At 69.1% G+C, this 26875-nt stretch carries 19 protein-coding genes and 1 tRNA gene; 6 read left to right on the top strand and 14 right to left on the bottom strand.

Annotated elements, in window-relative coordinates; genetic code table 11:
- Positions 1–94 precede the first annotated feature (94 nt).
- Positions 95–2257, bottom strand: a complete 2163-nt coding sequence (locus H4F99_RS03305) for a TonB-dependent receptor domain-containing protein (RefSeq protein ID WP_182668301.1) — start codon at positions 2255–2257, stop codon at positions 95–97.
- A gap of 265 nt (positions 2258–2522) precedes the next feature.
- Between H4F99_RS03305 and dinB the strand changes: the two genes are divergently transcribed.
- Positions 2523–3629, top strand: a complete 1107-nt coding sequence (dinB, locus tag H4F99_RS03300; RefSeq protein ID WP_182668300.1) for a DNA polymerase IV — start codon at positions 2523–2525, stop codon at positions 3627–3629.
- A gap of 12 nt (positions 3630–3641) precedes the next feature.
- On the opposite strand, the gene H4F99_RS03295 is transcribed toward dinB, so the two are convergent.
- The 5 genes from H4F99_RS03295 to H4F99_RS03275 form a co-directional block, all read right to left on the bottom strand.
- Positions 3642–4748: a serine hydrolase domain-containing protein gene (locus tag H4F99_RS03295; protein ID WP_246371217.1), complete on the bottom strand. Its 1107-nt coding sequence runs from the start codon at positions 4746–4748 to the stop codon at positions 3642–3644.
- 49 nt (positions 4749–4797) lie between these two features.
- The gene (locus H4F99_RS03290) at positions 4798–5448 is read right to left on the bottom strand and encodes a M15 family metallopeptidase (RefSeq protein ID WP_182668472.1); all 651 of its coding nucleotides are present in this window, start codon (positions 5446–5448) and stop codon (positions 4798–4800) included.
- Between the two features lie 67 nt (positions 5449–5515).
- The gene (locus H4F99_RS03285; RefSeq protein WP_182668299.1) at positions 5516–7111 is read right to left on the bottom strand and encodes a serine hydrolase domain-containing protein; all 1596 of its coding nucleotides are present in this window, start codon (positions 7109–7111) and stop codon (positions 5516–5518) included.
- 3 nt (positions 7112–7114) lie between these two features.
- A complete protein-coding gene (locus H4F99_RS03280; protein WP_182668298.1) occupies positions 7115–10150 on the bottom strand; it encodes a TonB-dependent receptor in 3036 nt (1011 codons plus the stop codon).
- 50 nt (positions 10151–10200) lie between these two features.
- On the bottom strand, positions 10201–11640 hold the full coding sequence (locus H4F99_RS03275; RefSeq protein WP_246371216.1) for a transglutaminase-like domain-containing protein: 1440 nt from the start codon (positions 11638–11640) through the stop codon (positions 10201–10203).
- A gap of 172 nt (positions 11641–11812) precedes the next feature.
- On the opposite strand from H4F99_RS03275, the gene H4F99_RS03270 reads away from it, so the two are divergent.
- The 5 genes from H4F99_RS03270 to H4F99_RS03250 are packed head-to-tail and all read left to right on the top strand — an operon-like array spanning position 11813 to position 17442.
- Positions 11813–13279 carry a C40 family peptidase gene (locus H4F99_RS03270; protein WP_182668297.1) on the top strand — a complete coding sequence of 489 codons (1467 nt, stop codon included), beginning with the start codon at positions 11813–11815 and terminating at the stop codon, positions 13277–13279.
- Entirely contained in the window at positions 13276–14373 is a 1098-nt protein-coding gene (locus H4F99_RS03265; protein WP_182668296.1) for a dipeptide epimerase, read from the top strand. Before H4F99_RS03270 ends, H4F99_RS03265 begins: the two co-directional genes overlap by 4 nt.
- Complete coding sequence (locus H4F99_RS03260) at positions 14370–15263, top strand: MurR/RpiR family transcriptional regulator (RefSeq protein ID WP_343064124.1); 894 nt, start codon at positions 14370–14372, stop codon at positions 15261–15263. The genes H4F99_RS03265 and H4F99_RS03260 overlap by 4 nt, the downstream gene beginning before the upstream one ends.
- A 17-nt stretch (positions 15264–15280) precedes the next feature.
- Entirely contained in the window at positions 15281–16096 is an 816-nt protein-coding gene (locus H4F99_RS03255) for a L,D-transpeptidase family protein (RefSeq protein WP_182668295.1), read from the top strand.
- Entirely contained in the window at positions 16093–17442 is a 1350-nt protein-coding gene (locus H4F99_RS03250) for an APC family permease (RefSeq protein WP_182668294.1), read from the top strand. The genes H4F99_RS03255 and H4F99_RS03250 overlap by 4 nt, the downstream gene beginning before the upstream one ends.
- 76 nt (positions 17443–17518) lie before the next feature.
- On the opposite strand, the gene pnp is transcribed toward H4F99_RS03250, so the two are convergent.
- From pnp to H4F99_RS03210, 8 genes are all read right to left on the bottom strand, one after another.
- A complete protein-coding gene (gene pnp, locus H4F99_RS03245; RefSeq protein WP_182668293.1) occupies positions 17519–19627 on the bottom strand; it encodes a polyribonucleotide nucleotidyltransferase in 2109 nt (702 codons plus the stop codon).
- A 150-nt stretch (positions 19628–19777) separates the two neighbouring features.
- A complete protein-coding gene (gene rpsO, locus H4F99_RS03240; protein ID WP_182668292.1) occupies positions 19778–20038 on the bottom strand; it encodes a 30S ribosomal protein S15 in 261 nt (86 codons plus the stop codon).
- Positions 20039–20256: 218 nt separating this feature from the next.
- Positions 20257–21201 (bottom strand): tRNA pseudouridine(55) synthase TruB, encoded by a 945-nt coding sequence (gene truB / locus H4F99_RS03235; RefSeq protein WP_182668291.1) that lies wholly within the window; start codon positions 21199–21201, stop codon positions 20257–20259.
- A gap of 22 nt (positions 21202–21223) precedes the next feature.
- On the bottom strand, positions 21224–21631 hold the full coding sequence (gene rbfA / locus H4F99_RS03230) for a 30S ribosome-binding factor RbfA (protein ID WP_182668290.1): 408 nt from the start codon (positions 21629–21631) through the stop codon (positions 21224–21226).
- Positions 21632–21636: 5 nt separating this feature from the next.
- Entirely contained in the window at positions 21637–24207 is a 2571-nt protein-coding gene (gene infB, locus H4F99_RS03225; RefSeq protein WP_182668289.1) for a translation initiation factor IF-2, read from the bottom strand.
- A gap of 210 nt (positions 24208–24417) precedes the next feature.
- Positions 24418–25905: a transcription termination factor NusA gene (gene nusA / locus H4F99_RS03220; protein ID WP_182668288.1), complete on the bottom strand. Its 1488-nt coding sequence runs from the start codon at positions 25903–25905 to the stop codon at positions 24418–24420.
- A gap of 6 nt (positions 25906–25911) precedes the next feature.
- Complete coding sequence (locus H4F99_RS03215; protein WP_182668287.1) at positions 25912–26508, bottom strand: ribosome maturation factor RimP; 597 nt, start codon at positions 26506–26508, stop codon at positions 25912–25914.
- 229 nt (positions 26509–26737) lie between these two features.
- A tRNA-Met gene (locus H4F99_RS03210) sits at positions 26738–26814 on the bottom strand.
- Between the last annotated feature and the right edge of the window lie 61 nt (positions 26815–26875).

Here is a 26875-nt window from a genome sequence, read left to right as displayed (position 1 = left end):
GAGGGCCGGACCCGCGAAGCGGGGGTTTACGGCGTGTCACGCGGGCCCCAGGGCCAGCGGCTTCCACTCAGCAGTCCAGCCGCACCATCCCCACCTACCGCACCCGCCACCCCAGCCCGACCGTCAACGTCCGCCCCGGCCCGGGCTCGAAGTAACGGCCATTGCCCTCGTTGACGATCACCGAGCCGACGTAGTTCGCATCGAACAGATTGTCCACGCGCACGAACCCGTGCCAGCCCCGCGCACCGCGCGGCTGCCAGTCCGCGCGCAGTGCGAAACGCGCATGGCCCGGTGCCCGGTCGCTGTTGAGATCGTCGACCGGCAGGGACGCGCGCGCATGCAGCTCGCCGGCGACCTGCACGCTGCCGTCGAGCGTGGTCCAGGCCAACTCCCCGAAGCCGCTCGCACGCGCCACACCCGGCAGGCGGTTGCCCGACGCCACCGTCTGCGGTGTCGCCACGCCGTTGCGGACCGTGAGGTAGGTGTAGGCCTCGTCGAAGCGGGCGTCGATCCAGTTGCCCACCAGCGTGTACGACCACGCATCGCCGAACGTCCCCGACCACGACGCCTCAATGCCGTTGCGTCGCGTGCGTCCGGCGTTGGCATAGGTCGAGCGCCCGCCCTCGCTGCTGGCCGGGACGATCTCGTCGCGGCCCTCGACATGGAAAAGGGTGAAGCTGGCCTCCCCGCCCGCGTCCCAACGCCAGCGCCAGCCGGCTTCGGCACTGAGCTGCCGCGACGGCACCAGCGCGCGGTTGAAGCCGGATGCGCCGTCCGGACGGTAGGCCAGCTCGGTGATCGTCGGCGTCTCGAAACCCTGTCCCAGACTGGCGAACCACTCGCCCTCGCCGCCCGTCGTCGACCGGCCCCGCACGACCCCCATCGACACGGCATGTTCGCGGTAATCGAGGCGGCCGCTGTCGTCGCCGTTGCCGGGGACGATGTAATGGTCGTCCGTGGACATCCGCACGCGGCTGCCGCGCAGCCCCGCCAGCCAACGCCACTCGCCGGCCAGCGTGCCCTCGCCCACGGCGAACAGGTCGCCGCTGTCGACCCGGTTGTCCTCGTCGCGGCGCAGCCGTCCGCGCACGCCCAGCGTGGTGGTGCCGTCGGCCGCCTCGATGAAGTTCTCGTAGCCCCGGCGGCGCTCGTCGAGCCGTGCCAGATCGATGCCGGCGGTCAGCCGCGCCTCGCCCCAGGCCCAGGTGTGCGCCAGGTCCAGTCCGCCCGAGCGGCGCGCGAGGTCGATGACCCCGCCGCCGCTGGACGGCGCCTGCTGTGCGCCGGGGGGAATGGCCAGCACCTGCACCACGTCGCGCGAGACGCCATGCAGCGCCGCACGGGTGTCGGTGGTGTCGCCGGCGCGGGTCCACTGCAGGCCCAGCTGGCGGTTGGCGATCGACTTGCGGGTGTCGTACTCGAGCGCCTGCGGCGCGACGCCGTGGGCGTCCTGCTGCCACTGCGTCCGGGTCAGGCCCAGCGGATCGTCGGTGTCGGGCTGACGGAGGGCATCCGCGACCAGCCTGAGGCGATGCCCGTCGCGCGGCTGCCATTCCATGACCGCATGGACCATGTCGCGGCGGGCTGCGCTGTGCGGGCGGTAGCCATCGACGTCGAGACGCGTGCCGCCGACGCGCCACAGCCAGGCATCGCCTCCACCGGCCTGGAGCGAGACCTGGCTGTCGCCCGCGTCACTGCTCCAGTAGCCGGCATCCGCCTCGAAGCCCGGCACCAGCACGCTGTCGGCCACGATCACGCCACCGGCCGCATTGCCATGCTGCAGGGCGAGCGGGCCGCGCAGCACCTGCACGCGGTCGAGCACACCGAGGGGGAAGGTCGCTGCCTGGCCCTGCCCGTCCGCCGCCGTCGCGGGAATGCCATCGACCACGAGCCTGAGGCCGCGCACGCCGAAGCTGGACCTTGCGCCGAAGCCACGGCTCTGCACCTGCAGGTCCTGCGCGAGGTTGTGCCGGTCCAGCACGGCGATGCCGGGCACGCGGGCGAGCGGCTCCGCGAGGCTGGCCTCGCGCTGGCCGCGGTGCAGGGCCTCGCCCTCGACCGTGGCGACCGCGCCGGGCAGGCTCGACAGCCGGCGCACCCGTCCCAGCACCTGCACGCTGTCGAGCTCGGTGGCCGCGTCGCCACCCGGCGGGGGCGACGCCTGCGACCGGACCTCCACGGCCGGGAGCAGGCCCAGGGCGATGACCAGGGCACGGGCCAGGGCACGGGCCAGGGGCGAGGTTCGACGGAGGGGCACGGACACGTCCTTACTTTGGAGGGAATCCCGGCGCGCGGGCCAGCCAAGGCGGCCCCGCGGGACAGGCACGCCAGCAGACCGCGGATCGCGCCCCGCCGGGATGGAGGAACGCTGGAGTTCCGCTACGGATTCGCTGCGGGAGAGGCCGCATCTTGCCTGCCACGGCCCGGGAAGCAAACGGCCACCGTCACGGGACGTGAATGCGCATGGCCGTGGCGGCGGGACTCGATTAGTATTTTGACTAATTCCACCTGCCCCGCCCACCTTGCCCATCCCGCTCCGCAAGATCGTGCATGTCGACATGGATGCGTTCTACGCATCGGTGGAGCAGCGCGACGACCCGTCACTGCGCGGCCGCCCGGTGGTGGTGGCCTGGCGGGGTGCGCGCTCGGTGGTCTGCGCGGCGAGCTACGAGGCCCGCAGGTTCGGCGTGCGCTCGGCAATGCCGGCGCTGCGCGCGGAACGCCTGTGCCCGGATGCGGTGTTCGTGCCGCCTGACTTCCCGCGCTACAAGGCCGTGTCGCGACAGGTGAGGGAGATCTTCGCCCGCCACACCGACCTGGTGGAGCCGCTGTCGCTGGACGAGGCCTACCTCGACGTGAGCGAGACCCGGACCGGCATGCCCTCGGCGACGGCAACCGCGCAGGCGATCCGCGACGCGATCCGGGAGGAGACCGGGCTGACCGCCTCGGCCGGCATCGCGCCGAACAAGTTCCTGGCCAAGATCGCCTCGGACTGGCGCAAGCCGGACGGGCAGTTCGTGATCCGTCCGCGCGATGTCGAGGCCTTCCTGCAGCCCCTGCCCGTCGGCCGCCTGCCCGGCGTCGGCAAGGTCGGCGAGAAGCGCTTGTCGGAACTGGGCGTCACCACGGTGGGCGGGTTGCGCGAGCTGCCGCTTGAAACGCTCGAGGCGGCGTTCGGCCGGTGGGGCGCGCGCCTGCACCGGCTGGCGCGCGGCATCGACGACAATCCGGTCCAGCCCGAACGCCCGACGATGCAAGTGTCGTCGGAGGACACCTTTGCCGAGGACCTCGCGCTGGAGGCGCTGGCACCGCGCATCCGCGACCTCGCCCGCAAGACCTGGGACAGCTACCAGCGCCACCTCGTACGCGATCCGGACCGCCGCGCGCGCACTGTGGTGCTGAAGCTCAAGACCGCCGACTTCCGCACCCTGACCCGCAGCCTGACCCTGGCCGCGCTGCCGGACGATGCCGATGGCCTGGCCGAGGTGGCCTGCGAATTGCGCGGCCGGGTCGACCTGCCGATGGACACCCTCTACCGCCTGGTCGGCGTCGGCGTGTCTGGCTTCATCGAGGCCGATGCGGCCGCGCAGAGCGATCTGTTCGGCCCGCGTGCCGGGCAGCGCGGGTAACGGCGAGTCGGGTCATCGCTCCCCCTGGCCTGCACCGAACAGCGCCGCGACCTGCAACGCGGTTTCGTAAGGCTCCGGGTCATTGCGGTTGCTCAGCAGGACCACGGTCAGGCGCCGGCCCGGGTAGCGGACCAGCACGTTGCGGAAGCCGATGCTTTCGCCGGAGTGCCAGAGGCTGTCACCGGTGATGCGCCAGCCGAAGCCGTAGGCCACGTTGGCATCGTCGGTCGGCGTGGCCGCGGTGAACGCCATCGCGCGCGAGGCGTCGCTCAACAGGCGGTCGTCGTACAGGGCCGCGTCCCAGCGCGCCAGGTCGTCGATAGACGCGTAGATGCCACCGTCGCCGAGCACTGCGCTGGTCAGGCTCTGGTCGGTGCGAACCCAGTGGCCGTCCCGTTCGCTGTACCCGTAGGCACGCCGGAGAACCTCCGGCCCCTCCTTCACGTAGGCCTGGGTACCGTGCATGCCCAGCGGGTCGAAGATGCGTTCGCGCAGGAACTGCTCGAAGCGTGTCCCGGAGGCGCGCTCCACGATCAGCGCCAGCAGTGCGTATCCGCTGTTGCTGTAGCGGTAGGCCGTACCCGGCGCGAAGTAGGTCCGGTCCTGCGCCTGCAACAGGGTGAGCACGTCGACATCGCGCAACTGATCGTCGAGGTCGTCGGGATCGAGGCCCGGCGGCATCACTTCTTCGTAGTCGATCAGTCCGGAGGTGTGGGTCAACAGATGCCGGACGGTCACGCCGTCCGTGGCAGCGGGCAACTCCGGCAGCCAGCGTTCCACCGGCGCGTCGAGAGCGACAAGGCCGTCCTCGACGAGCAACAGCACCGCCGCGGCGGTGAACTGCTTGCTGACCGACGCCAGGCGGAAGTTGCTGGCCGGCGTGGCCACGCGCCCGGCCTCGACGTCGGCCAGGCCGTAGCTTCGCCGCACCACCGGTTCGCCGTCGCGAACGACCAGCAACGCCGCGCCGGGCACGTTGCCCTGGTAGCGCGCCATCAGCGCGTCGATCCGGGCGCCCACGTCGGGGTCCAGCCGCCGACTGCCTTCGTCGGCATGCGCAGGGGTCGCGCATGCGCAGAGCCACAACATCGCCAGGATGGCATGCCTGCACGCTTGCATCGTCTGGGCCTCCGTTGTTCCGCCCGGTCGGTCCGGGCAACCCGTCCGGCTATTCGACCGGCACGTCGTGGTACAGGTCCGGCGAGGGTTCCGGCCGGAACGTGTAGTGCCACCATTCCATCGGGTAGTTGTGGAAGCCGTGCCGTTCCATCGCCTCGCGCAACTGCTGCCGGTTCCCGCGCTGCACGGGCGTGATGTCGGGCGAATCCGTGTTCGCCAGCGGATCGAAGAAGTCGAACGGCGTGCCCATGTCGAGCGGCCGGCATGCACCGCCTGCGCAGTCGAGCAGGGTCAGGTCGACGGTGGCGCCGCGGCTGTGGCCGGACAGCGGCGCGATGTACCTGCCGCGGAGCGCGGGCCGGTCGAGATCCGGATGATAGGCGCGACGGATCGCGGCATCCTCGCCCTCCCCGACCCAGCGCATGAAATGCGCCACCGCACGCACGGGGCGATAACAGTCGAAGACGCGCAGGCGCTGTCCGCGGGCCCGAAGCTCCAGCTCGACCTCCCGCAACGCGTCGGCCACCGGGGCCAGCAGGTAGCACCGAGCCGCGCGGTATCCTTCCACGCGCCCGCCGGTGAAGTTGTCGGTACCGGCGTAGCGGATGTCGAGATCGATGCCGGGCACCCGTGCCTGGAGGCCGACCAGCCCCGCCTGCGCAGGCGTACGGGCGTCGGAGAACACCGGCGACGGTTCCATCGCGGACGTCCCGCAGGCGGCCAGCGACAACGCCGCCAGCAGCGCCACGCCGGGCGGCAGCCGGCGCTCAGTCACAGTCGCCGACCCGCACGAAGTCGAGGTCCTCGTAGTCGGAACTGAAATCGCCGTCGGGATCGACCTTGGCCATGCTCATGCGCAGCGGCGCGGCGCCGTCCTCGTGGAAATCCATCCAGGCCTCGAGGTCGACGCCGTCATCGTCCCACTCGACGAGTGCGCGGCCGTCCACGTCCATCATCCGGCCCGCCATCCGCGGCGACATCTCCGACTGGAAGCGCACCTCGTCCGCGGCGGTGCACAGCGAGACGCGGCCGAACCAGGGGTCGCGGTAGACACCGAGGCGCGCATCCCAGGCGGTGGGGTCGACGGGCACACGCGACGAGGTGTCGGGCACGCGCGAGGCGCCGGGGGCACGCGCCTCGTGCGCCAGCACGTCGGCATAGAAATCGAGGCCCGGGCCCTCGCCCGGCCGGGTGAAGTACTTCAGCATCGCCGCGGTCACCGCGGTGCGCGCCGCGCTGCCCTCGCCGTGGGTCATCATGACGAAGCCGGAACGGCGGTCGGGCAGCAGCATCAGCACCGAGTACATGCCCGACAAGGTGCCGGTGTGCGACACCGTCCATTCGCCGTCGACGTCGGCCAGGCGCCAGCCGTAGCCATAGGCGCGGACGTGGGTGTCGTCCCACTCGCGGCTGCGCGCGGATACCGGCAAGGGGGTGTGCGCCGTCCACATGGCCTGGCGCTGCGCCTCCGGCAGCCAGTCGAGCTGCGCGGCGGTCGGCGCCAGCCAGTTCAGCGCCCAGGCCAGCATGTCGTCGAGGCTGCAGCGGATGCCGCCGGCCGCGGCCGAGGTGATCGCGGGCACCACATCGCCGTCCGTACGGATGGCGACGGGTCCCTGGTCGGTGCGCCGGTGCGGCTGGGCGACGCTGCCGGCCTCGTCGCGGCGCCATTCGCCGACGCGGCAACCGTCCAGGCCGAGCGGCGCGAAGACCTCGCGACGCACCAGCGCTTCGTAGCTGTCGCCGCCGGCCGCCGCGGCGACCTCGCCGGCGACCACGTAGAGCAGGTTGTCGTAGGCATAGCCCGAACGGAAGCTGCGCTCGGGCTTGAGGTGGGCAAGCCCGGCGATGATGTCGCTGCGCTGGAAACGGTTGGGCTCCGGCCACAGCATCAGGTCGCCTGCGCCTTCCGGCAGGCCACTGTTGTGGATCAGCAGGTCGCGGACCTGCATCTCCCGGGTCACCCAGGGGTCGTGCACTCGGAACTGCGGCAGGTGGCGCACCACCGGGTCGTCCCAGTCCATGCGTCCATCGGCGACCAGGCGCGCGAGCACGCTGGCGGTCATCGCCTTGCTGTTCGACGCGATCTTGAACAGGGTCGCCCGGGTCACGGGGTCGCCGGACCCGGCGACGGTCTCGCCCGCCGCGCGCGCGTAGGTGACCTCGCCGTCCTCGATCACGCCCAGGGCGATGCCGGGCAGGTCCCAGTTCGCCATTGCGCCGTCGACGACGCGGTCCAGCGCGGCGACGTCGCGGGGCGTGGCGGGCGGGTCACCGGCCCATGCCGTGGGGGCGCCCGCGCATGCGAGCGCGAGCCCCAGGCAGAGGGCGCGCAACGCGCGCCCCCGGTTGCCGCGGTCCATGGCTCAGTACCGCCAGGACACCATCAGCTGGCCATAGCGCGGTGCCTGCAGGAAGCGCTCCTTGCCGAAGAACTCGTCGCGATCGCCGACAGCGGGCTCCAGGTCCTGGTAGACCCAGACCGGCTCCTGCCGGTTGAACAGGTTGAAGATCGAGAACTTGGCCTCCAGCGTGCCCGCGTCGAACGTGCGCTCGTAGCCCAGGCTGACGCCGACGTCGATGACCCAGGGCATGGTGCCTTCGCCGCCGCGCGGCGAGTGCTCGAACACGCGGTCGGCGGTGCTCCAGGTGTCGCCTTCGGCGGCATTTTCCGGCGGCGCGCAGTTCTCCACGCAGATGTAGTAGCTGTGGTAGCCCTTCCAGTTGTAGGGGTTGCCGACACCGAACGCGGTGATCGGGCCACCCGAGCGGGCATCGACCGTGGCACCGATGTTCCAGTGGTCGGTGAACGCATAGGTGCCGCGCAGCTTCAGCTGGTGGCGATGGTCGTTGGCCAGCGGGCCGTCGCCGCGGTAGTTGACGAACGGATCGTCGAAGTTCTCGGTGCGGCCGGTGTCGCCGAAGTTGGTGTCGGTGTTGACGGGCCCCTCGGCGTTGCCCTCGCTCCACGACAGCGTGTACGAGGCGTTGAATGCCCACTTGCCGTCCCAGGCGCGATCGACCTGCAGCTCGATCGCCTTGTAGTCGCGATCGGGCTTCACCCAGCCCCACTGGCCGGTCGGGGTCGAACCTACGTACTCCCACTCGCCGTTGACGTACTGGTAGTCGTCGGACTCGGTCCAGTAGCCCGCGTTCGACGTGTCGACGGTCAGGTAGCCGTCGTCGACGCCGTCGCAGTCGGTGTCGCCCCACACGGTGACGTCCTCGCCCGGGTTCGCCATCACCCAGCGGCTGGCGATCCGGCCGCAGTGGGTGGCGGTCAGGTTGATGTCGTCGATCGCGTTCTCGAGCTTGCGGTAGATGCCGCGCGCCCCCCAGGACCAGGTCGAGTTGATCTGCTGCTGGAAGCCGAGGATCAGCTCGTCCTGGTAGACCGGGTCCATGTCCTTGTCGACCTCGGCACGCAGGTCGCCGACGGTGCCGTCGCCCTGGCTGTTGTCGAAGCCGAACTGGGTGCCGAGGATGGGCGTGGCGTACTGCACGCCATCGCGCTCCTGGATCTCCCAGCCGTCGAAACCGTAGTAGGTGCGCTCATCCAGCAGCGCGCCGCCCTGCTTGATGTTGATCACGTTGGCGACCGGCAGGAAGTAGCGGCCGATGTTGCCGAACACCTTGGTGGTGCCGTCGCCCTTGAAGTCCCATGCGAAGCCGACGCGCGGCGCCCACATGTCCTTCATCTCGATGTAGGTGCGGCCCTCCGCGTCGCGGTTGTCGAAACTCTCGTTGCGGATGCCGAGGTTGAGGACGATGTTGTCGGTGACCGACCAGTTGTCCTCGATGTAGTAGGCCTCGTTGATGCTCTCGAACTCACCGAAGATCGAATAACGGCGCGCACGCACGTAGGCGGTGTACCCCGGGGGCACGATGCCGGCACCCGGCACCTGCGCGCCCGGTGTCGTCGAGTAGACGTTGTACTGGATCCCGCCCGGGCCGGCGTAGTCCTGGCTGAGGTCGGAGGTATTGCTCTCGCGGTCGACGCCGAAGCGCAGCAGGTGGTCGCCCAGCTGCCATTCGAAGTCGGCGCGGCTCTGTTCGCGCTCATCGGCGCGATCGTAGATGGTGGCGTTGGTGGTGCAGCCCAGCGGCACGCCCGGATCGGGCACGCCCGCGCCCGCGGTGACGTAGTTGCAGTCGCCGTCGTTGGGCGACGCGGTGAGTGCGGAGCGCTCGTTGGTACCGTGCATCAGCCGCATCGACAGGTTGTCGGTGAGGTAGGAGTTCCAGCTCAGTGCCCAGTTGCGGCCACCGTTCTCGGAATAGGCCTGGCTGAGGCGGTCGCCGATCTCGCCGGAATCCCAGTCGTAGGCATAGGTGTCGTTGTCGTAGCGGGTCTCGTTGGAGAACGCCATCAGGCTCAGGCGGTTGTTGTCGGTGACCTGCCAGTCCAGGGTGGTGCCCCAGAAGCCGTCGTCGGACGAACCGCGGGTGAAGCTGGTGCCGGTGTTGTTGGTGCTTTCCGGCTCCACGTCGCGCCCTTCGTACATCGCGAAGAAGAACAGGCGGTCCTTCAGGATCGGGCCGGATGCCCATACGTTGGCCCGCGTCTGCGCGGTGCTGTCCTGGCTGCGGCTGATGTAGCGGTCGCCGTCGAGGTAACTGTCGCGCGCGGAGGACTTCCAGGCGCGCGGCTCGGCGACGATCGACGCACCGTAGTGGAACTCGTTGCTGCCCGAGCGGGCGACGGCATTCACCACGCCGCCAGTGGTGCGCCCGTACTCCACCGAGTAACCGCCGGTCTTGACCTGGAATTCCTGGTAGAAGTCGAAGGGTGCCTCGGAGAAGCCGACGCGATTGTAGAAGTCGGTGACGTTGAGGCCGTTGACGTAGAAGGCGTTCTCGGCAACCGACGAACCGCCGAAGGAGACGCCGCCGAAGCTGGCGGAACCGCCGGAGACGCCCGGTGCCAGCAGCGCCACGGACGCGACGTCGCGCTCGACCGGCAGGCGTTCGACTTCCTCGGCGGTGATGTTGGTCGCCGATTCGGTCGAGCTGACGTCGACCGGCGAGATGACGCGCGAGCCGATGACCTGCACGGCGGCCAGGTCGACGGCGCCGCCCGAACCGACGTTGACGGTGGTGGCATTGCCGAGCGTGACACTGACCGTGACGGCTTCTCCCGTCGGCTGCCCGTCCCGGCTCACCTGCAACGCATAGTTGCCGACCGGAAGCTGGGACACGCGGTAGCTGCCATCGCCGGACACCTGCACCGTGCGGGTGAAGCCGGTGGCTTGGTTGGTCACGGTGACCTGGTCGCCCGCGGTCGCGCGGCCGGCGATCGCGCCATCAACGTTCTGGGCGAGGACCGCGCCGGGTGCCATCGCAGCGAGGCCGATGCCCAATGCGGCGCATAGCGCCGTCTTCTTCAATGCCGTCCCGTACATGTGCTTGAACTCCCCCGAGCGTTGGTGTGGTTGAAATGGGTGCGTCCCTGTCAGCGCGTGCCGCCGGTACCGTCGACGACATCCGCCGTGAACCGGTAATCCCACTGGTCGAAGTAGAGGTTGCCCCCCGCCCACTCCACTTCGCCGCGCTGTGAATCCACGGTCTCCGACCTGAAATGCGCCTTGTGCGGGACCAGCTCCCGCGAATAGTCGTCGTTGAACGCGATCCGGTAGGCGTCCAGCCCGCCGAGGTAGAACCACTTGAGCGCCTCGTCGTCGCTGTCGAGCAGACCGGTGGTCACGTCCATCGGCACCCAGCCGTAAGGGGCCAGGTACAGCGCGCCCCAGTCGTGCAGGTTGTCGTATTCCCCGTCGGAATAGACCATCCCCGACTGCCACCGCGCCGGGATGCCATTGAGCCGCAGCAGGGCGACCAGCAGGAGCGTCTGCTGTCCGCAGTCGGCGTGGCCCTGGCGCAAGGCGTAGTCGCTGATGTTGGAGATCGTCGAGTACTCGCGGGCGGACGCCCACGGGATCCGGTCCACCGCGGCGAACAGGCGCTGGGCGATCCGGTAGGGGTGCGTCTCGTCGCCCACCACCTGTCGCGAGAAACGGCGGAGCTCATCGGTGAAGACGACATGCGGCGCGCGCTCCGCGAGGAAGGGCTCGAGCGCGGCGTCGGGCTGCAGCGGCACCACCCGGTCCGGGTCGATCGCGTGGTACTGGGCGCGCACGGTCAGCTCGTACTCGACCTCGAAGACCGTCGGCGTCCCGGCCACCGCGAACTGCTCGAGGTAGGCGGTGCGCTGCAGGGTCGAGGCCGGTGCGATCGTCGCGCCCGTGGGCCGGCTGGCGAGCAGCTGGAGGTTCTCCTGCTGGCCGGGAATCTGGCGCGGATATGGGATCCACGCCCTCACCCGCTCACCGGCCGGCACGGCATCTGCCTCGACTTCGATCGCCTGGGTGACGCGGATGCGCCGGGACGCCGCGCTGCCGTTCGCGACGACGTCCGCATGGTGCGCGTTGAGGACTTCCATCGGCCCCTCGGAGGGCGCAGGGGCACTGCGGCGACGACTGGCGGCCTCGGCATTGACCCGGAACAGGTTCGGCACGGCGCGCGCAAAGTAGATGGGCTCGCCATCGACCACCAGGTGCTCGAGCGCGCCCGAAGCGGTCCAGGCGGCGAACTCGCCGGCGCGCAGGTCGGGAATGGCGTCGCGCAGGCGCGTCTCGGCCCGCGCCGCGTCCAACGGGAAGTCCAGGCGGATCCGCCGCATGCGCTCGCGTTCGAACTGCAGCGCCCGACGCGTGTCCGGAGCGGTATCGGGGGCATCCAGCGCGTGGCCGATCCGTGTCTCGGCCACCGCCCATTCGCCGCCATCGACCAGCGCAACCACTTCACGTACGGTATCGGCATCGTCACGTGCCGAAGCCGACGCCGCCAGCAGGCATAGCGCCGCCATGAGCAATGCACCCCGTCCGGCAGTCATTCCCGATTGGCCCCCTGGTCCACGCCTCGCCATGCTGTCGCCTTGGCCGATGAACACGTCTCGTGTGTAACACGGTGGACATGGGGCGGTCAATAAATTATTCCAATAGCATCACTTTTGTGAAATAACTATTCCAACGCCGGCCCCGCCGGTGCTTCCGGGGATGCCAAAGATGTTTGATCGGGGAGACCCGCCTGCCGCTGCGATCCGCCGCCGGCAATTCGGTCCGGTCGTGTTTGCCACGGCCCTGCTGCTGGCCCTGCACCCCTTTACGGGCATGGCCCGCACGCCTGCCGGCGACACGACCGGCGTCCCCGGCGTGGCACCGTCCCAGCTCGAGGCACGGTTCTGGACTGGGCGCATGGACCGGCCCGACAGCCCAGTGCTGGATCGCGACGGCACGGAGGCGCTGAACGCCCGGCTGTTCGCCGAAGACCGCTCGATGCATAGCCTGGAGGCCATCCCGGACACGCTGCCGGGCGAAGACGTACGCATCCGCGTGTCGTCCGCCTCCCCGGCACCGGCGCGCGCCCTGTTCACGGCGGGAGGCCGTGCCTTCGAAGGCACGCCGGCACTTGTCGAACAGCTGGCCCTGCCCCGGATTCCCGCCGAGGTGGCCGTCCGCCATGGGCTGGTGGTCAAACGCGCGGACATGCGCACGTTCCCCACGGACACCCGCGTCTTCAGCGATCCGGACGACGTCGACATCGACCGTTTCCAGGAGACGGCGCTGTTCCCCGGAACCCCCCTGGCCCTCCTGCACGAGAGCGCGGACGGCGAATGGTGGTTCGCCGTCAGTCCCCGTTACCAGGCCTGGATCCGCAAGTCGAACGTGGCGGTCGGCAGCCGCGCGGCGGTGCTGGGATACCTGCGCCGCGCGCCCTACCTCGTGGTGACCGGTGCCACCGTACGCACCGTGCACACCCCCGAGGAGCCGCGCGTCTCGGACCTTCAGCTGGACATGGGCGTGCGCGTGCCGGTGCTGGACGACTGGCCGGCCGATCGCCCGGTGAACGGCCAGGCGGCGTACCTGGGGCACGTCGTCGAGCTTCCTGTCCGCGACGCGGAAGGCCGGCTGGCGTTCGCGCCCGCCCTGGTCCCGCGCAGTGCCGACGTGTCGACCGACTACCTGCCCTACACCCCGGCCAACCTGGTGGAACAGGCCTTCAAGTTCCTCGGCGAGCGTTACGGCTGGGGCCACGCCTACAACGCACGGGACTGCAGCGGCTTCGTGTCCGAGGTCTACCGTTCGGTGGGCCTGCAGCTGCCGCGCAACACCAGCGCGCAGGGCGTCAGCCCGGTCTACCAGACGATCCGCTTCAGTGACGCCGACACCCACGAGGCACGCGTCGGTGTGCTGCGCACGCTGCAGCCGGGCGACCTGGTCTACATCCCGGGCCACGTGATGATGGTGATCGGCCAGCAGGACGGCGCGCCCTACGTGATCCATGACGTAACCGGGATCAGCGTGCGCGACCCCGACGACACCCTGCGGAGGATCGTCCTCAACGGCGTCTCGGTCACGCCGCTCCTGCCGCTCCAGTCCGGCGAGGACGCCACGCTCGTCGACCGCATCTACAGCATCCAGCGCATCCGGCCCCGTGACAGCGGCCCGGCGCCCGACCAGGACCGTCCATGAAGATCACCGGCCTCCGTATCGGCAAGCTTTCGGTACCGCTCAAGACCCCGTTCAAGACCGCGCTGCGCACCGTCGAGGCGGTCGAGGACATCGTCGTGCTGGTCGACACCGACACCGGCCATGTCGGCCACGGTGAGGCCGCCGCCACGGCGGTCATCACCGGCGACACCCACGGATCGATCATCGCGGCGATCCGGGATTGCATCGCCCCCCACCTGCTCGGCGCGGACGTCGCCGACCTCAATCGCAACACGCGCCTGGTGCAGACCGCGCTGGAACGCAACTTCAGTGCGAAGGCGGCGGTCGAGATCGCCCTGTACGACCTGTTCGGGCAGCTCTATGGCGCCCCGCTCTACCAGCTGCTGGGTGGCGGCGATCCGGTGATCACCACCGACATCACCATCAGCGTCGACTACATCGACAAGATGGTCGCGGACTCGCTGGCCGCGGTGGATCGCGGTTTCGAGTCACTGAAGATCAAGGTCGGCAAGGACATCGGGCTGGACATCGAACGCGTCAAGGCGATCCACGCCGCGGTCGAGGGACGCGCGCTCCTGCGACTGGATGCCAACCAGGGCTGGACGGCCAAGCAGGCGGTTTACGCGATGCAGGCGCTCGAGAACGCCGGCGTGCAGCTGGAACTGCTGGAGCAGCCGGTCAAGGCCCAGGACATCCGCGGCCTGAAGTACGTCACCGACCGCGTGCATACGCCGGTGATGGCCGACGAGAGCGTGTTCGGTCCGACCGAGGTCGTCGACCTCATCAAGATGCACGCGGCCGACATCATCAACATCAAGCTGATGAAGACCGGGGGCATCTCAAACGCGATCCGCATCGCCGACATCGCGTCCATGTACGGGGTCGAGTGCATGATCGGGTGCATGATCGAGACCAGCATCAGCGTCGCCGCGGCGGTCCACCTGGCCGTGGCGAAGTCCGACGCGATCACCAAGGTCGACCTCGACGGTCCTTCGCTGTGCGCCTACGACCCGGTCGAGGGAGGCGTCGATTTCAACGAGTCCGAGATCTCGATCGGCGATGCGCCGGGGCTGGGCATCGGTGACATCCGTGGGCTGGAGATGCTGTCAGCGTGAGCCGCTCCATGCCGGGCCAGGATGCCGCTATGCTGCAGGACATGTCGCCCCTGTTGAAGATACGAGCCGAGCGCGACCGCATGTCGGCGATCGAGCGGCGCATCGGCGACTTCCTGCTGGACAATGCCCACCTGCTGCGCGACTACTCGTCGCAGCAACTGGCCAGTGCGCTCGGCATCAGCCAGTCGAGCGTGGTCAAGTTCAGCCAGAAGCTCGGCTTCAAGGGCTACCCGGACCTGAAGTTCAGCATCGGCGAGGCGCTCGCGCGGGCCGATGCGGGGCCGGGGGTGCCCCATCCCGCGCCGCCGGCCCAGCCGCCGCACATGGCCCTGGGTGACGCGCTTTGGCGTGGAAAGGCACGTGCACGCGAGGAAACCTCGGTCGTGAACCCGGTGGAAAGGATCGATGCCGTCGTTCAGGCCATCGCCGGTGCCGACCGCGTGTTCCTGTGCGGCATGGGCCAGGATGGGCTGCACGCGCGCAGTTTCGGGCTCCGCCTGGCCCTGCATGGCATCGCCACCGTCGCGCACTCCGATCCGCTTTCCATGGCCGCCAGCGTGCACACCGCGCATCCGCGCGACGTACTCGTTGCGTTCTCCGAGCACGGACGGCAGTCCGACCTGTGCCACCTCAGCCGGAGGTTCCGCGAACGCCGTGGTTACATCGTTTCCATCACGCGCCACAGCGCGAACCCGTTGCGTGCCCACGCGGACACGCCGCTTCTGGTCTGCGCGCATGACGAGGAGGGCCTCGTCGAGTCGCTGATCTACCAGGCGGCGCTCGAACACCTGCTGGACATGACGCTGCTGCTGCTGTGCAGGCGCTCGGGGCACCTGTCGGTCGACGAGCGCGATAGGATCGGACAGACGCCGCACGCCGCCGACCCATGACGCCGCATTCCGCTCCGATGTCGACCCCGTTTCCAGCCCTCCGGTGCCGGGCCCTTCGCCGCGCCCTCGCGGTGGTCGCCCTGCTGGTCGCCACCACCGCCCACGCCGGCGTGCCGTGGGAGGACGCGCGCCAGATGGTCGTCGTCGTCCCCCCGGACTGGGACGCGCACGCAGGCGAACTGCACCTGTTCGAGCGCGGCACGGACGGTTGGCGCCAGGTCGGCGACGCGCAGGACGTGCAACTGGGGCGAGCAGGCAGCGCATGGGGCCTGGGGCTGCACCCCGTGCCCCGCGGCGAAACCGCGCCGTACAAGCGCGAGGGCGATGGCCGGAGCCCGGCGGGCGTGTTCGACGTGGGCGAAGCGTTCGGCTACGCCGCCACCGCCGAAACCCGGCTTCCGTACCACGCCATGCAGGCCAGCGACTGGTGCATCGACGTGCCCGGCTCCCCGCTGTACAACACCATCGTCGATGCTGCGACGGTAGGCGACGAGGCGGTAGAGGGCTCTACGGAACCCATGCGTCGCGACCTGCACGCCGATGGCGACCACCGCTACGAGCAGGGTCTCGTCGTGCGGCACAACCCGCTGAATCGCGACCGCGCGGGGAGCTGCATCTTCGTCCACGTATGGAAGGCGGCCGACGTGCCGACGGCGGGCTGCACCGCACTGCCGGCACCGCACATGCGGGCGCTCCTGGCCTGGCTCGATCCGGCCCGCTCACCCGTGTTCGTCCTGTTGCCTGCCGCGGCCTACACGCGGCTGCAGGCCCCGTGGCACCTGCCGCCACTTCCTCCCCGCCGTACCGACCTGCCCCAAGGAGCCGCCGAATGAGCCACCGTGACACCGCGGCCCCCCAAGACGCCAGCGCCCCCCTCGATGCCAGCACCGGGATGGTCCGTGCGGTCAGCCGCTGGCAGATCGTGGGCCTGTCGATCAACGACGTGATCGGCAGTGGCATCTACCTGCTGCCCGCCAGCACCGCGCTGCTGCTGGGCCCGGCGAGCCTGTGGGCGGTGCTCCTGGCAGGCATCGCGGTCGGCCTGCTGGTGCTGTGCTACGCCCAGGCGGGGAGCTACTACGACGACGCGGGCGGCAGCTACCTCTATGCCCGCGATGCCTTCGGCGACTTCATCGGCTTCGAGGTCGGCTGGATGACCTGGCTCACCCGGGTGGCGTCCGCCGCGGCGCTCAGCAGTGGCCTGGCCCTGGCGGTGTCGAAGTTCTGGGCGCCCGCGGGCGAGGGCTGGGGCTGGACCGCCGTGGTGGTCGGCTCCATGGCCTTCCTTACCTTCATCAACGTGGTCGGAGTGCGCACCGCCGCCCGCACCGGCGTGGTGCTCGTGCTCGCCAAGCTGGTCCCGCTGTTGTTCTTCATCGCGGTGGGCGCGTTCTTCGTCGACTGGTCGCAGGCCATCGCGATGGGCGCCCCCCCGACCGACAAGCTGGGCGAGGGCGCCCTCCTGCTGCTCTACGCCTACGCAGGCTTCGAGAACACCCCGGCCGCCGCCGGCGAGTTCCGCAATCCGCGACGCGACGTGCCCTTCGCGCTGATCACGATGATCGTGCTGGTGACCCTGATCTACGTTGCGGTCCAGGTAGTGGCGCAGGGGACCGTCCCCGACCTGGCCGCCTCGAAATCGCCGCTCGCGGATGCCGCCGAGGTTTTCGCGGGGCCCGCCGGCGCGTTCCTGCTGACCATCGGCGCGGCCGTCTCCATCCTGGGCAGCAACAGCAACACCATGCTGTTCGGCCCCCGCTACCTGTATGCGCTGGCGGCCGACGGCTATGGGCCCGCTGCGCTGTCCCGCGTGCACCCGCGCTTCCACACGCCGACCGTCGCCATCATCGTCACCAGCCTGCTCTCGCTGGCGCTGGTGCTCGGGCAACAGTACGGTGGAAGTGGCGTGTCCGAGGCCTTCGCCAACCTCGCCCTGCTCTCGGTCGTGGCCCGCTTGTGCAGTTATATAGGCACGTCGGCGTCGGTCCTGGTGCTGCGCAAGCGGTACAGCGACCGTCCGAACGCGCTGTCGCTGCCCGGCGGCCCGATCATCCCGCTGCTCGCCCTGCTCCTGTCGGTCGCCCTGATGGCCAGCGCCGGCGCGCACAATCTCATCGCGGCGGCAGTCGCGATCGCGGTGGGTGCGGTGGTCTACCTGATGCGTCGCAAGCCCGCCTGATCGCCGCTCCCGCCGGCGCGCATGAAAAAAGCGGGCCGTAGCCCGCTTTTTCCTGGGGTTGGCGATGTCGCCCGGCTTACTCGGCCGAGACGCCCTCGCCTTCCTCCACGGCCTTCATCGACAGGCGGATGCGGCCCTGCTTGTCGACTTCCAGCACCTTGACCTTGACCACGTCGCCTTCCTTCAGCTTGTCACTGACCTTCTCGACGCGCTCGCTGGAGATCTGCGAGACGTGCACCAGGCCGTCCTTGCCCGGGAGGATGGTGACGAACGCACCGAAGTCCATGATCTTGGCGACCTTGCCTTCGTAGATGCGACCCGGCTCGACGTCCGAGGTGATCTGCTCGATGCGGTCCTTGGCAGCGTTCGCGGCGGCGGCGTTGACCGACGCGATGACGATGGTGCCGTCGTCCTGGATGTCGATCTGGGTGCCGGTTTCCTTGGTGATCGCCTGGATGGTCGAGCCGCCCTTGCCGATCACTTCGCGGATCTTGTCCGGGTGGATCTTCAGGGTCAGCAGGCGCGGCGCGAACTCGCTCAGCTCACCACGCGGGCTGGTCAGGGCATGCGCCATCTCGCCGAGGATGTGCAGGCGGCCGGCCTTGGCCTGCTCGAGCGCGACCTGCATGATTTCCTTGGTGATGCCCTGGATCTTGATGTCCATCTGCAGGGCGGTCACGCCGTTCTCGGTACCGGCCACCTTGAAGTCCATGTCGCCGAGGTGGTCTTCGTCGCCCAGGATATCGGACAGGACGACGAAGTCATCGCCTTCCTTGACCAGGCCCATCGCGATGCCCGCGACCGGGGCCTTGATCGGCACGCCGGCGTCCATCAGGGCCAGCGACGAACCGCAGACCGAAGCCATCGACGAGGAGCCGTTCGACTCGGTGATCTCGGAAACGATGCGGATGGTGTACGGGAACTCTTCCATCGTCGGCATCACGGCGAGCACGCCGCGCTTGGCGAGGCGGCCGTGGCCGATCTCGCGGCGCTTCGGACCCATCATGCGGCCGGCTTCGCCCACCGAGTAGGGGGGGAAGTTGTAGTGGAACAGGAAGTGTTCCTTGTACTCGCCCGAGACGGCATCGATGATCTGGCCGTCGCGCGCGGTGCCCAGCGTGGCGACCACGATCGCCTGCGTCTCGCCGCGGGTGAACAGCGAGGAGCCGTGGGTGCGCGGCAGCACGCCGACCTTGGAGCTGATCGGGCGGACGGTGTCGAGCGCGCGGCCGTCGATGCGCACCTTGGTGCTCAGCACGGCGCCACGCATGGTCTCGTACTCCAGCTCGCCGAATTCCTTCGACAGCTCGACGCCGCTCCACGCGTTCGCTTCGGCCTGGTCGGCCAGCGATGCGAGGACGTCCTTCTTCAGCGCGGAAATGGCCTCCCTGCGCTCGCCCTTGTCGCGGATCTGGAATGCAGCGCCCAGGCGGTCGCCGATCGCGCCCTTGAGGGCGGCGACGATGGCGTCGTTGCGGGCGGGAGCAGCCCAGTCCCACTTCGGCTTGCCGGCCTCGGCGACCAGCTCGTTGATCGCGTTGATGGCGACCTGCATCTGCTCGTGGCCGAACACCACGGCGCCCAGCATCACTTCCTCGGACAACACGTCGGCTTCCGACTCGACCATCAGCACGGCACCGGCGGTACCGGCGACCACCAGCTCCAGCTTGGAGCCTTCCAGGTCGCTCTTGGTCGGGTTCAGCAGGTACTCGCCGTCTTTGTAGCCGACCTTGGCGGCGCCGATCGGGCCGTCGAAGGGGGCACCCGACAGGGCCAGGGCGGCGGAGGCGCCGAGCAGCGCCGGGATGTCGCCGTCGATCTCCGGGTTCATCGACATCACCGTGGCGATGATCTGGACTTCGTTGCGGAAGCCTTCCGGGAACAGCGGGCGGATCGGGCGGTCGATCAGTCGGGAGATCAGGGTCTCCTTCTCGGTCGCGCGGCCTTCGCGCTTGAAGAAGCCACCGGGGATGCGGCCGCCGGCGTAGAACTTCTCCTGGTAGTCGACGGTCAGGGGGAAGAAGTCCTGGCCTTCGCGTGCGGTCTTGTTGGCAACCGCGCTGACCAGCAGCACGGTGTCTTCAACCTTGACGATGACGGCACCGCCGGCCTGGCGGGCGATCTCGCCGGTTTCCAGGGTGACCTGGTGCTTGCCGTACTGGAAGGTCTTGGTGATCTTTGACACGTTGGAGTCCTGTCGGTTTTTCGATGCGGGCCGCGCGGTGCCCCTGCCCCGGGCGGTCGGCTGCAGGATGGCAGCCTGGCGGGCGCCGCCACCTGACGGGCCCGGAAAAACGAACCGCGGCGCATTGCTGCGCCGCGGTGGGTGTTCTGCTTAGCGGCGCAGACCGAGCTTCTCGATCAGGGCCTTGTAACGCGCATGGTCCTTGCGCTTGAGGTAATCCAGCAGGCTGCGACGGCGGTTCACCATCATCAGCAGGCCGCGACGGCTGTGGTGGTCCTGCTTGTGCTCCTTGAAGTGACCGGTCAGCAGCTCGATGCGGGCGGTCAGCAGGGCGACCTGGACTTCCGGGGAGCCGGTGTCGTTGGTGCCGCGGGAATGTTCCTGGATGATCTTCTGGGTGTCGATGGACATGGTTCGTCTTGCCTCTGTGTCGCGTGGCCTGCAGAAACCACCGGGCCGCGATGCGTATGACCGCGCCGATGTACCGCTGGGCTCGCCGTTGCTGGAAAAGGCGCACCGGAACGGCGCGCCTTGGGGGAGTGCTCTGGATAAGCGCGCGAATTGTAACAGCTTCGCCATTCCGATTGCGAACACCGTCCGTCGCCGTGCCCGGGACCGGGCGCCCGCATTCAGGAAGCTGTATCGCCCCCGGTGCCGGCCACCGCCCAACGGAACAGCCGCCGGGGCATGACCACCCCGCCCGCTGCATGACCGATGCCGAGGCAGCGCCCGCCCGGCTCGAATATCGCCACTTCGCCTTCATCCGCATCAGCGACATGCGCGCCCTGCCCGTGCGCGAGGCACCGCGCGCCTTCGGCGTCGATATCCACCCGCGCCATGCCCGCAAGCCCTGCCTCCACCGGCAGCAGGCAGGCGTCGAGGGCCGCCTCCCCGTTCGCCGCGATGGCCTGCAGGGCCTCGAACGTATGCATGGTGGGCGTCGTGAAGGGTTCCACCCAGAGCCGGCGCAGGGCCGTGACGTGGGCGCCACATCCGAGTGCCTCGCCCAGGTCACGGACCAAACTGCGGACATAGGTGCCGGAGCCGCATTCGACGTTCAGCCGAAGCGCCGTACCGTCGTACTCCAGCACGTCGAGCGCGAACACGTCGACCTCACGCTCCGGTGCTTCCACCGTTTCGCCCCGCCGGGCCTTCGCGTACAGGGGCTCACCGCCTTGCTTGAGCGCCGAGTAGATGGGCGCACGCTGCTTGATGCAGCCACGCAGGGAAGTCAGCGCCTGATCGAGCCGCTCTGTCGTGATGTCGGGCACCGGCCGCTCGCGCAACACCTGGCCGTCGGCATCGTCCGTGTCGGTGGTGCATCCGAGCCGCACGCCGGCCTCGTAGGCCTTCCGGGATCCCAGCAGGCGCCCGGCGATCTTGGTGGCTTCGCCGAAACAGACGGGCAGCAGGCCTGTCGCCAACGGGTCCAGGCTGCCGGTATGCCCGCCCTTCGCGGCGCGGAACAGATGGCGGACACGTTGCAGGGCCTGGTTGGAGCTCAGCCCCGCCGGCTTGTCGAGGAGCAACAGCCCGTCCAGCGGGCGGAACGTCGTGCGGGGTTTCCTGCTCATGCCATCGCGCGCGAGCCCGGGTTCAGCGGCCGTCTTCGCCGCTGCCGCCGTCGCGTTCTTCGTCGGCCGCCGCACCCGCCACCGTGTCCGGCAGCTCGCGGAGCAGCGCGTCGATGCGCTCGCCACGATCGACGGAGTCATCGTAATGGAAGTGCAGCTCCGGGACGTGCCGCAGCTTCATTGCGCGCCCGAGTTTGTAGCGCATCTCGCGCGACAGCTCCTTGAGCGCCTTCACGGCCTCGTTCGAGCGTTCCTGCTGGAGCGCCGTCACGAATACCTTGGCGTGCGCCAGGTCACGGGTGACCTCGACGTCGGACACGCTGACCGATGGCAGGCCATGCTCGCGCACGGCCTCCCGGACGATCGTGCCCAGCTCCCGGCGGAGCTGGGCGGACACGCGGTCGGTGCGATGGAAGGATTTCGTCGACATGGCGGTCAGAGCGTGCGCTGGACCTCGATGCGCTCGAAGCACTCGATCTGGTCGCCCGGCTTGACGTCGTTGTACTCCTTCACGCCAATGCCGCACTCGGTGCCGTTGCGCACCTCGTCGACGTTCTCCTTGAAGCGGCGCAGCGATTCCAGCTCGCCCTCGAAGACCACCGTGTTGTCGCGCAGGACCCGGATCGGCTTGCTGCGCTTGACGGTGCCTTCGACGACCATGCAACCCGCGACCGCACCGAATTTGGAACTGCGAAAGACGTCGCGCACTTCGGCGATGCCGATGATCTCCTCGCGGATCTCCACGCCCAGCAGTCCGGACGCGACCTGCTTCACCTGGTCGATCACGTCGTAGATGATCGAGAAGTAGCGCAGGTCCACGCCGTGGGTCTCGATGACCTTGCGCGCCGACGCATCGGCACGGACGTTGAAGCCGATGATCGTGGCCTTCGACGTCGCGGCAAGCGTGGCGTCCGATTCGGTGATGCCGCCCACGCCGCCGCCGATGACGTTGATGCGGATGTCGTCGGTGGAGAGCGCGGTGAGGGCCTCCCGAAGCGCCTGCACGGACCCCTGCACGTCGGCCTTCACGACCAGGTTCAGGGTCTGCTGGCCTTCGCCGCTGCCCATCTGGGCGAGGATGTCCTCCATGCGGTTGCCCGCCTGTGCGACCAGGCGCGACTCGCGGCGCTTGGCGTCGCGCTGCTGCGCGACCTCCTTGGCCAGGCGCTCGTCATCGACGACCACGAAGTCATCGCCCGCATCCGGTACGCCGGACAGGCCCAGGACCTGGACGGGGATCGAGGGGCTGGCCTTGTCGACCTGCGACCCGGTCTCGTCGAACAGCGCCCGGACGCGGCCGTACTGCACGCCGCAGACGAGGTAGTCGCCCTTTTCCAGCGTGCCCTGCTGCACCAGCACGGTCGCCACCGGGCCGCGGCCCTTGTCGAGCGCGGACTCGATGACCACGCCGCTGGCGCGACCTTCGCTGACGGCGCTCAGCTCCAGCACTTCGGCCTGCAGCGAAAGTGCATCCAGCAGTGCGTCGATGTTCTCGCCGGTCTTGGCCGACAGTTCGATGAACTGGGTGTCGCCGCCGAATTCCTCGGACACGACTTCCTGGCCCATCAGCTCGGTCTTGACGCGGGACGGATCGGCGCCGGACTTGTCGATCTTGTTGATCGCCACCACCAGCGGCACGCCCGCCGCCTTGGCGTGCTGGATGGCCTCGATGGTCTGCGGCTTGACGCCGTCGTCGGCGGCCACGACCAGCACCACGATGTCGGTCAGCCGGGCGCCACGGGCACGCATCGACGAGAACGCCGCGTGGCCCGGGGTGTCCAGGAAGCTGATGACGCCCTTGTCGGTCTCCACGTGGTACGCGCCGATGTGCTGGGTGATGCCACCCGCCTCGCCCGTGGCGACCTTGGTGCGGCGGATGTAGTCCAGCAGCGAGGTCTTGCCGTGGTCGACATGGCCCATGATGGTGACGACGGGCGGACGCGCGACCTTCTCGCCGGTCACGTCCTCGACGTGCGCCAGCAGTTCGTTCTCGGCATCCTCGGCGTCGGCGCGAACGGCGGTATGGCCGAGCTCCTCGGTGACCAGCACCGCGGTATCGTGGTCGATGCTCTGGGTGATGGTGGCCATCACGCCCATCTTGAACAGCGCCTTCACCACCTCGCCGCCCTTCATGGCGAGCTTCTGCGCCAGGTCGGCTACCGTGATGGTCTCTCCGATGGCGACCTCGCGCACCACCGGTGCGGTGGGCTTGGAGAAGCCATGCGGGCCCGCGCCGGTCCTGGACTGCTCGCTCTGTCGACGGCCCTTCGGCTTTCCACGCGCGCTGGAACGCCGCGCGCGGTCCGAGGCACTGAGGTGCATCTGCCCGGCGAAACGGTTGGCGTCGCCCTCGCGCTCCCGGCCGCGGCCGCGCGCATCGCGGTCATCCGGCCGAGCCGGGTGCTTGGGATGGCCATGGGTACCGGCCTTGCGGGCAGGCTGCGGCGGCTCGGCGCCAGGTTCGGCGGGCGCATCCTGGGATGCCTCGGCGACTTTCTGCTGCCGGGCTTCTTCCTCGGCGGCCTTGGCCGCCTGCTCCGCCTCCAGGCGCTCGCGCTCGGCATCCTCGGCGCGCTGGCGGTCGGCCGCGGCCAGCCGCTGCTGCTCTTCAAGGTTGCGCTGGCGCGACTCCTCCAGCTTGCGCAGGATTTCGGCGCGCTCGTCGCCGGCGCCAGCCGCTCCGTCTTCGGAACCGCGGTTCAGGGTGACCTTCTTGCGGACGACCACGTCGACCGTGGAGCGGCTCTTGCCCCCACCGACCGTCAGTTCCTGCTTGCGACTGCGGCTGAGGGTGATCTTCTTCGCCGCGGCGCCTGGCGCATCGGCCTTGTCGTCCTTGCCATGGAGACGACGCAGGAAGCCGAGCAGCTTGACCTTCTCGGTGCTGGTCACGACCTGGTCCGGGCCGCTGAACTCCATGCCGGCCTCGGCCAGCTGTTCCAGCAACTTCTCGACCGGCGTGTTCACCAGTGCGGCCAATTTGCGAATGGTGGTTTGTTGCGACATTCGGTTTCCGTGTCTTGTGGCGCGGATAGGGTTCCCGCGCAGGGTCTCGCCATTCTAGTCCGGTGTGGGCGCCGAACAAACGGACGCCCTTCGACCGGCCTGGAGTGGCCCGTCCGCGGGGCAGGCCTGCCCGCCCGCTCCGCGAAAGCCGACCCGGCGAGCAGGTCGGCGGGCCGGGCGCATCCAAGGGACGCCCCGGCGGTGCATGTCTTACTCGAACCAGTGCTTGCGCGCTTCCATGATGAGCGCGGCCGCACGGGCCTCGTCGATCTCCTCGACGTCGGTGATCTCGTCCGTGGCCGCCTCGGCCAGGTCCTCCCGGGTGACGATGCCCTTGGCCGCGAGCGCGTACGCCGTGGCTTCGTCCATGCCCTCCAGCGAGAGCAGGTCCTCGGCGGGCTGGTGCTCGTCGAGCTCTTCCTCGGCCGCAAGCGCATCGTTCAGCAGCGCGTCGCGAGCGCGTGCGCGCAGCTCCTCCACGATGTCTTCGTCGAAACCTTCCACCGCCAGCAGCTCGCCCACCGGCACGTAGGCGATTTCTTCGACCGTGGTGAAACCCTCGGAAACCAGGATGCCGGCGATCTCCTCGTCGACCTCCAGCTTCTCCTGGAACAACGCGCGTGCCTCGGCCTGCTCGGCTTCGGACTTCGCGGTGACCTGGTCCTGGGTCATCACGTTGAGCTGCCACCCGGTCAGGCGGCTCGCCAGGCGGACGTTCTGCCCGCCCTTGCCGATCGCCTGAGCGAGGCGGTCCTCGGCGACGGCCAGGTCCATGGAGTGCTTCTCTTCGTCGACGATGATCGACTGCACCTCGGCGGGCGCCATCGCATTGATGACGAACTGCGCCGGGTTGTCCGACCACAGCACGATGTCCACGCGCTCGCCGTTGAGCTCGTTGCTGACCGCCTGGACGCGCGAACCGCGCATGCCGATGCAGGCGCCGATCGGGTCGGTACGGTTGTCATGCGCCTCGACGGCGATCTTGGCGCGGTCGCCCGGGTCGCGCGCGCAGGCCTTGATCGACACCAGGCCCTGGCCGACTTCCGGCACCTCGAGCTTGAACAGCTCCATCATGAACTCGGGCGCGGCGCGGCTGATGAACAGCTGCGGGCCACGCGGTTCGGTGCGCACGTCGAAGAGGTAGCCGCGCACGCGGTCGCCGGTGCGCAGCACGTCGCGCGGGATCCCCTTGTCCTTCTGGATGATCGCCTCGGCATTGCCGCCCAGGTCGACGAAGATGTTGCCCCGCTCGACGCGCTTGACGATACCGGTCACCAACTCGCCGACGCGGTCCTTCCAGGCGTCGACGACCTGCTGGCGCTCGGCCTCGCGAACGCGCTGCACGATGACCTGCTTCGCGGCCTGCGCGGCGATGCGGCCGAAGTCCGGGTTCTCGATCTGCTCTTCGATGAAGTCGCCGACCTCCACGCCTTCCGCCTCGTCGATCGCATCCATCATGCGCAACTGGCGGTCAGGGGACTCCATGACCACGTCGTCCTCGACCACTTCCCAGCGACGGAAGGTCTCGTAGCTGCCGTCCTCCTGGTCGATGGCGACGCGCACCAGCACGTCCTCTTCGTGGTAGCGCTTCTTCGCGGCGGACGCCAGCGCAGCCTCGATGGCTTCGAAGATCACGTCCCGCGGCACGCCCTTCTCGTTGGCGACCGCGTCGACGACCAGCAACAGATCCTTGCTCATTCGTGGTTACTCCGCCGTGCTCGACCCATCGGCCGCCGGCTTGTTGGTTGGTTTCCTGGTGTTCTTTTCGCCCTTGCCGCCCTTGCCGGGACGCGAAGGGGCCATGCCCAAGGCCGCCCAGTCGGGCACCAGCCGGGCCTTCTCGATATTGTCAATGGCCACCGTGAAGGCGGTCCCGTCCAGGTCGAAGACGACCGCGTCGTCCTCGATGCCGGAGATGCGGGCCTGCAGGCGGCGGCGCCCGTCCTGCGGCAACCGCAGCACGACCTTCGCCGATGCCCCGAGGAAGCGCCGGAAATGCGCCGCGGTGAACAGCGGGCGATCGATGCCGGGGGAGGACACTTCCAGGGTGTAATTGCCGCTGATCGGGTCCTCGACGTCAAGCTGGGCCGAAACCTCGCGGCTGACCGCCTCGCACTCGTCGATGCCGACCGACCTCGGGGCCTCGCCCTCGCGAGACGTCTCGGCTTCCGGTATGTCGATGTACAGGCGCACGATGGCGCCGCCGGGCGACGGCAGGTATTCGACACCCAGCAGCTCGAGGCCCAGCGACGCCACCGTCGGGGCCAACAGATCCGAGATTTGGCTTGCCTTGTCCGTCACGCGATCACCGTCTCCTGCGATTACGCCTTGCCATGATCCACGACGGGCCGCCAGAGGCGACCCGGGAAACAACAAAGGGCCCGATGGGCCCCTTGTCCGGCACTGCTGGATTTCGGCGTGACCGCGCGAGCAGAGCGCGATCACAAGCCCAGGCCTTGATCCAAAAAGAGAGCCTCCTTCGAGGCCCTCCTCCGAACCGCCAGAACCTCAGGCGACTCGTGATCGAAGCTGGTAGCGGGGGCAGGATTTGAACCTGCGACCTTCGGGTTATGAGCCCGACGAGCTGCCAGACTGCTCCACCCCGCATCAGGCCGCTCATTATAGCGGCTGGAAAAGACTTGGCAACCCTCGCGTTACATCCGGTTTG

This window comes from Marilutibacter penaei (genome assembly GCF_014145395.1).
Taxonomy (GTDB): Bacteria; Pseudomonadota; Gammaproteobacteria; order Xanthomonadales; family Xanthomonadaceae; genus Marilutibacter; species Marilutibacter penaei.
Note: the sequence above shows the minus strand (reverse complement) of the source record. Positions and strands in the feature narration are given on the sequence as shown.

Bases quoted from the DNA above. Each gene is read 5' to 3' on its own strand.
- H4F99_RS03280 (WP_182668298.1), bottom strand. From the start codon at position 10,150: ATGTACGGGACGGCATTGAAGAAGACGGCGCTATGCGCCGCATTGGGC.
- truB (WP_182668291.1), bottom strand. From the start codon at position 21,201: ATGAGCAGGAAACCCCGCACGACGTTCCGCCCGCTGGACGGGCTGTTG.
- H4F99_RS03290 (WP_182668472.1), bottom strand. From the start codon at position 5,448: ATGGAACCGTCGCCGGTGTTCTCCGACGCCCGTACGCCTGCGCAGGCG.
- rpsO (WP_182668292.1), bottom strand. From the start codon at position 20,038: ATGTCCATCGACACCCAGAAGATCATCCAGGAACATTCCCGCGGCACC.
- H4F99_RS03285 (WP_182668299.1), bottom strand. From the start codon at position 7,111: ATGGACCGCGGCAACCGGGGGCGCGCGTTGCGCGCCCTCTGCCTGGGG.
- H4F99_RS03265 (WP_182668296.1), top strand. From the start codon at position 13,276: ATGAAGATCACCGGCCTCCGTATCGGCAAGCTTTCGGTACCGCTCAAG.
- H4F99_RS03295 (WP_246371217.1), bottom strand. From the start codon at position 4,748: ATGCAAGCGTGCAGGCATGCCATCCTGGCGATGTTGTGGCTCTGCGCA.
- infB (WP_182668289.1), bottom strand. From the start codon at position 24,207: ATGTCGCAACAAACCACCATTCGCAAATTGGCCGCACTGGTGAACACG.
- H4F99_RS03255 (WP_182668295.1), top strand. From the start codon at position 15,281: ATGTCGACCCCGTTTCCAGCCCTCCGGTGCCGGGCCCTTCGCCGCGCC.
- H4F99_RS03250 (WP_182668294.1), top strand. From the start codon at position 16,093: ATGAGCCACCGTGACACCGCGGCCCCCCAAGACGCCAGCGCCCCCCTC.
- rbfA (WP_182668290.1), bottom strand. From the start codon at position 21,631: ATGTCGACGAAATCCTTCCATCGCACCGACCGCGTGTCCGCCCAGCTC.
- nusA (WP_182668288.1), bottom strand. From the start codon at position 25,905: ATGAGCAAGGATCTGTTGCTGGTCGTCGACGCGGTCGCCAACGAGAAG.
- H4F99_RS03270 (WP_182668297.1), top strand. From the start codon at position 11,813: ATGTTTGATCGGGGAGACCCGCCTGCCGCTGCGATCCGCCGCCGGCAA.
- H4F99_RS03275 (WP_246371216.1), bottom strand. From the start codon at position 11,640: ATGACTGCCGGACGGGGTGCATTGCTCATGGCGGCGCTATGCCTGCTG.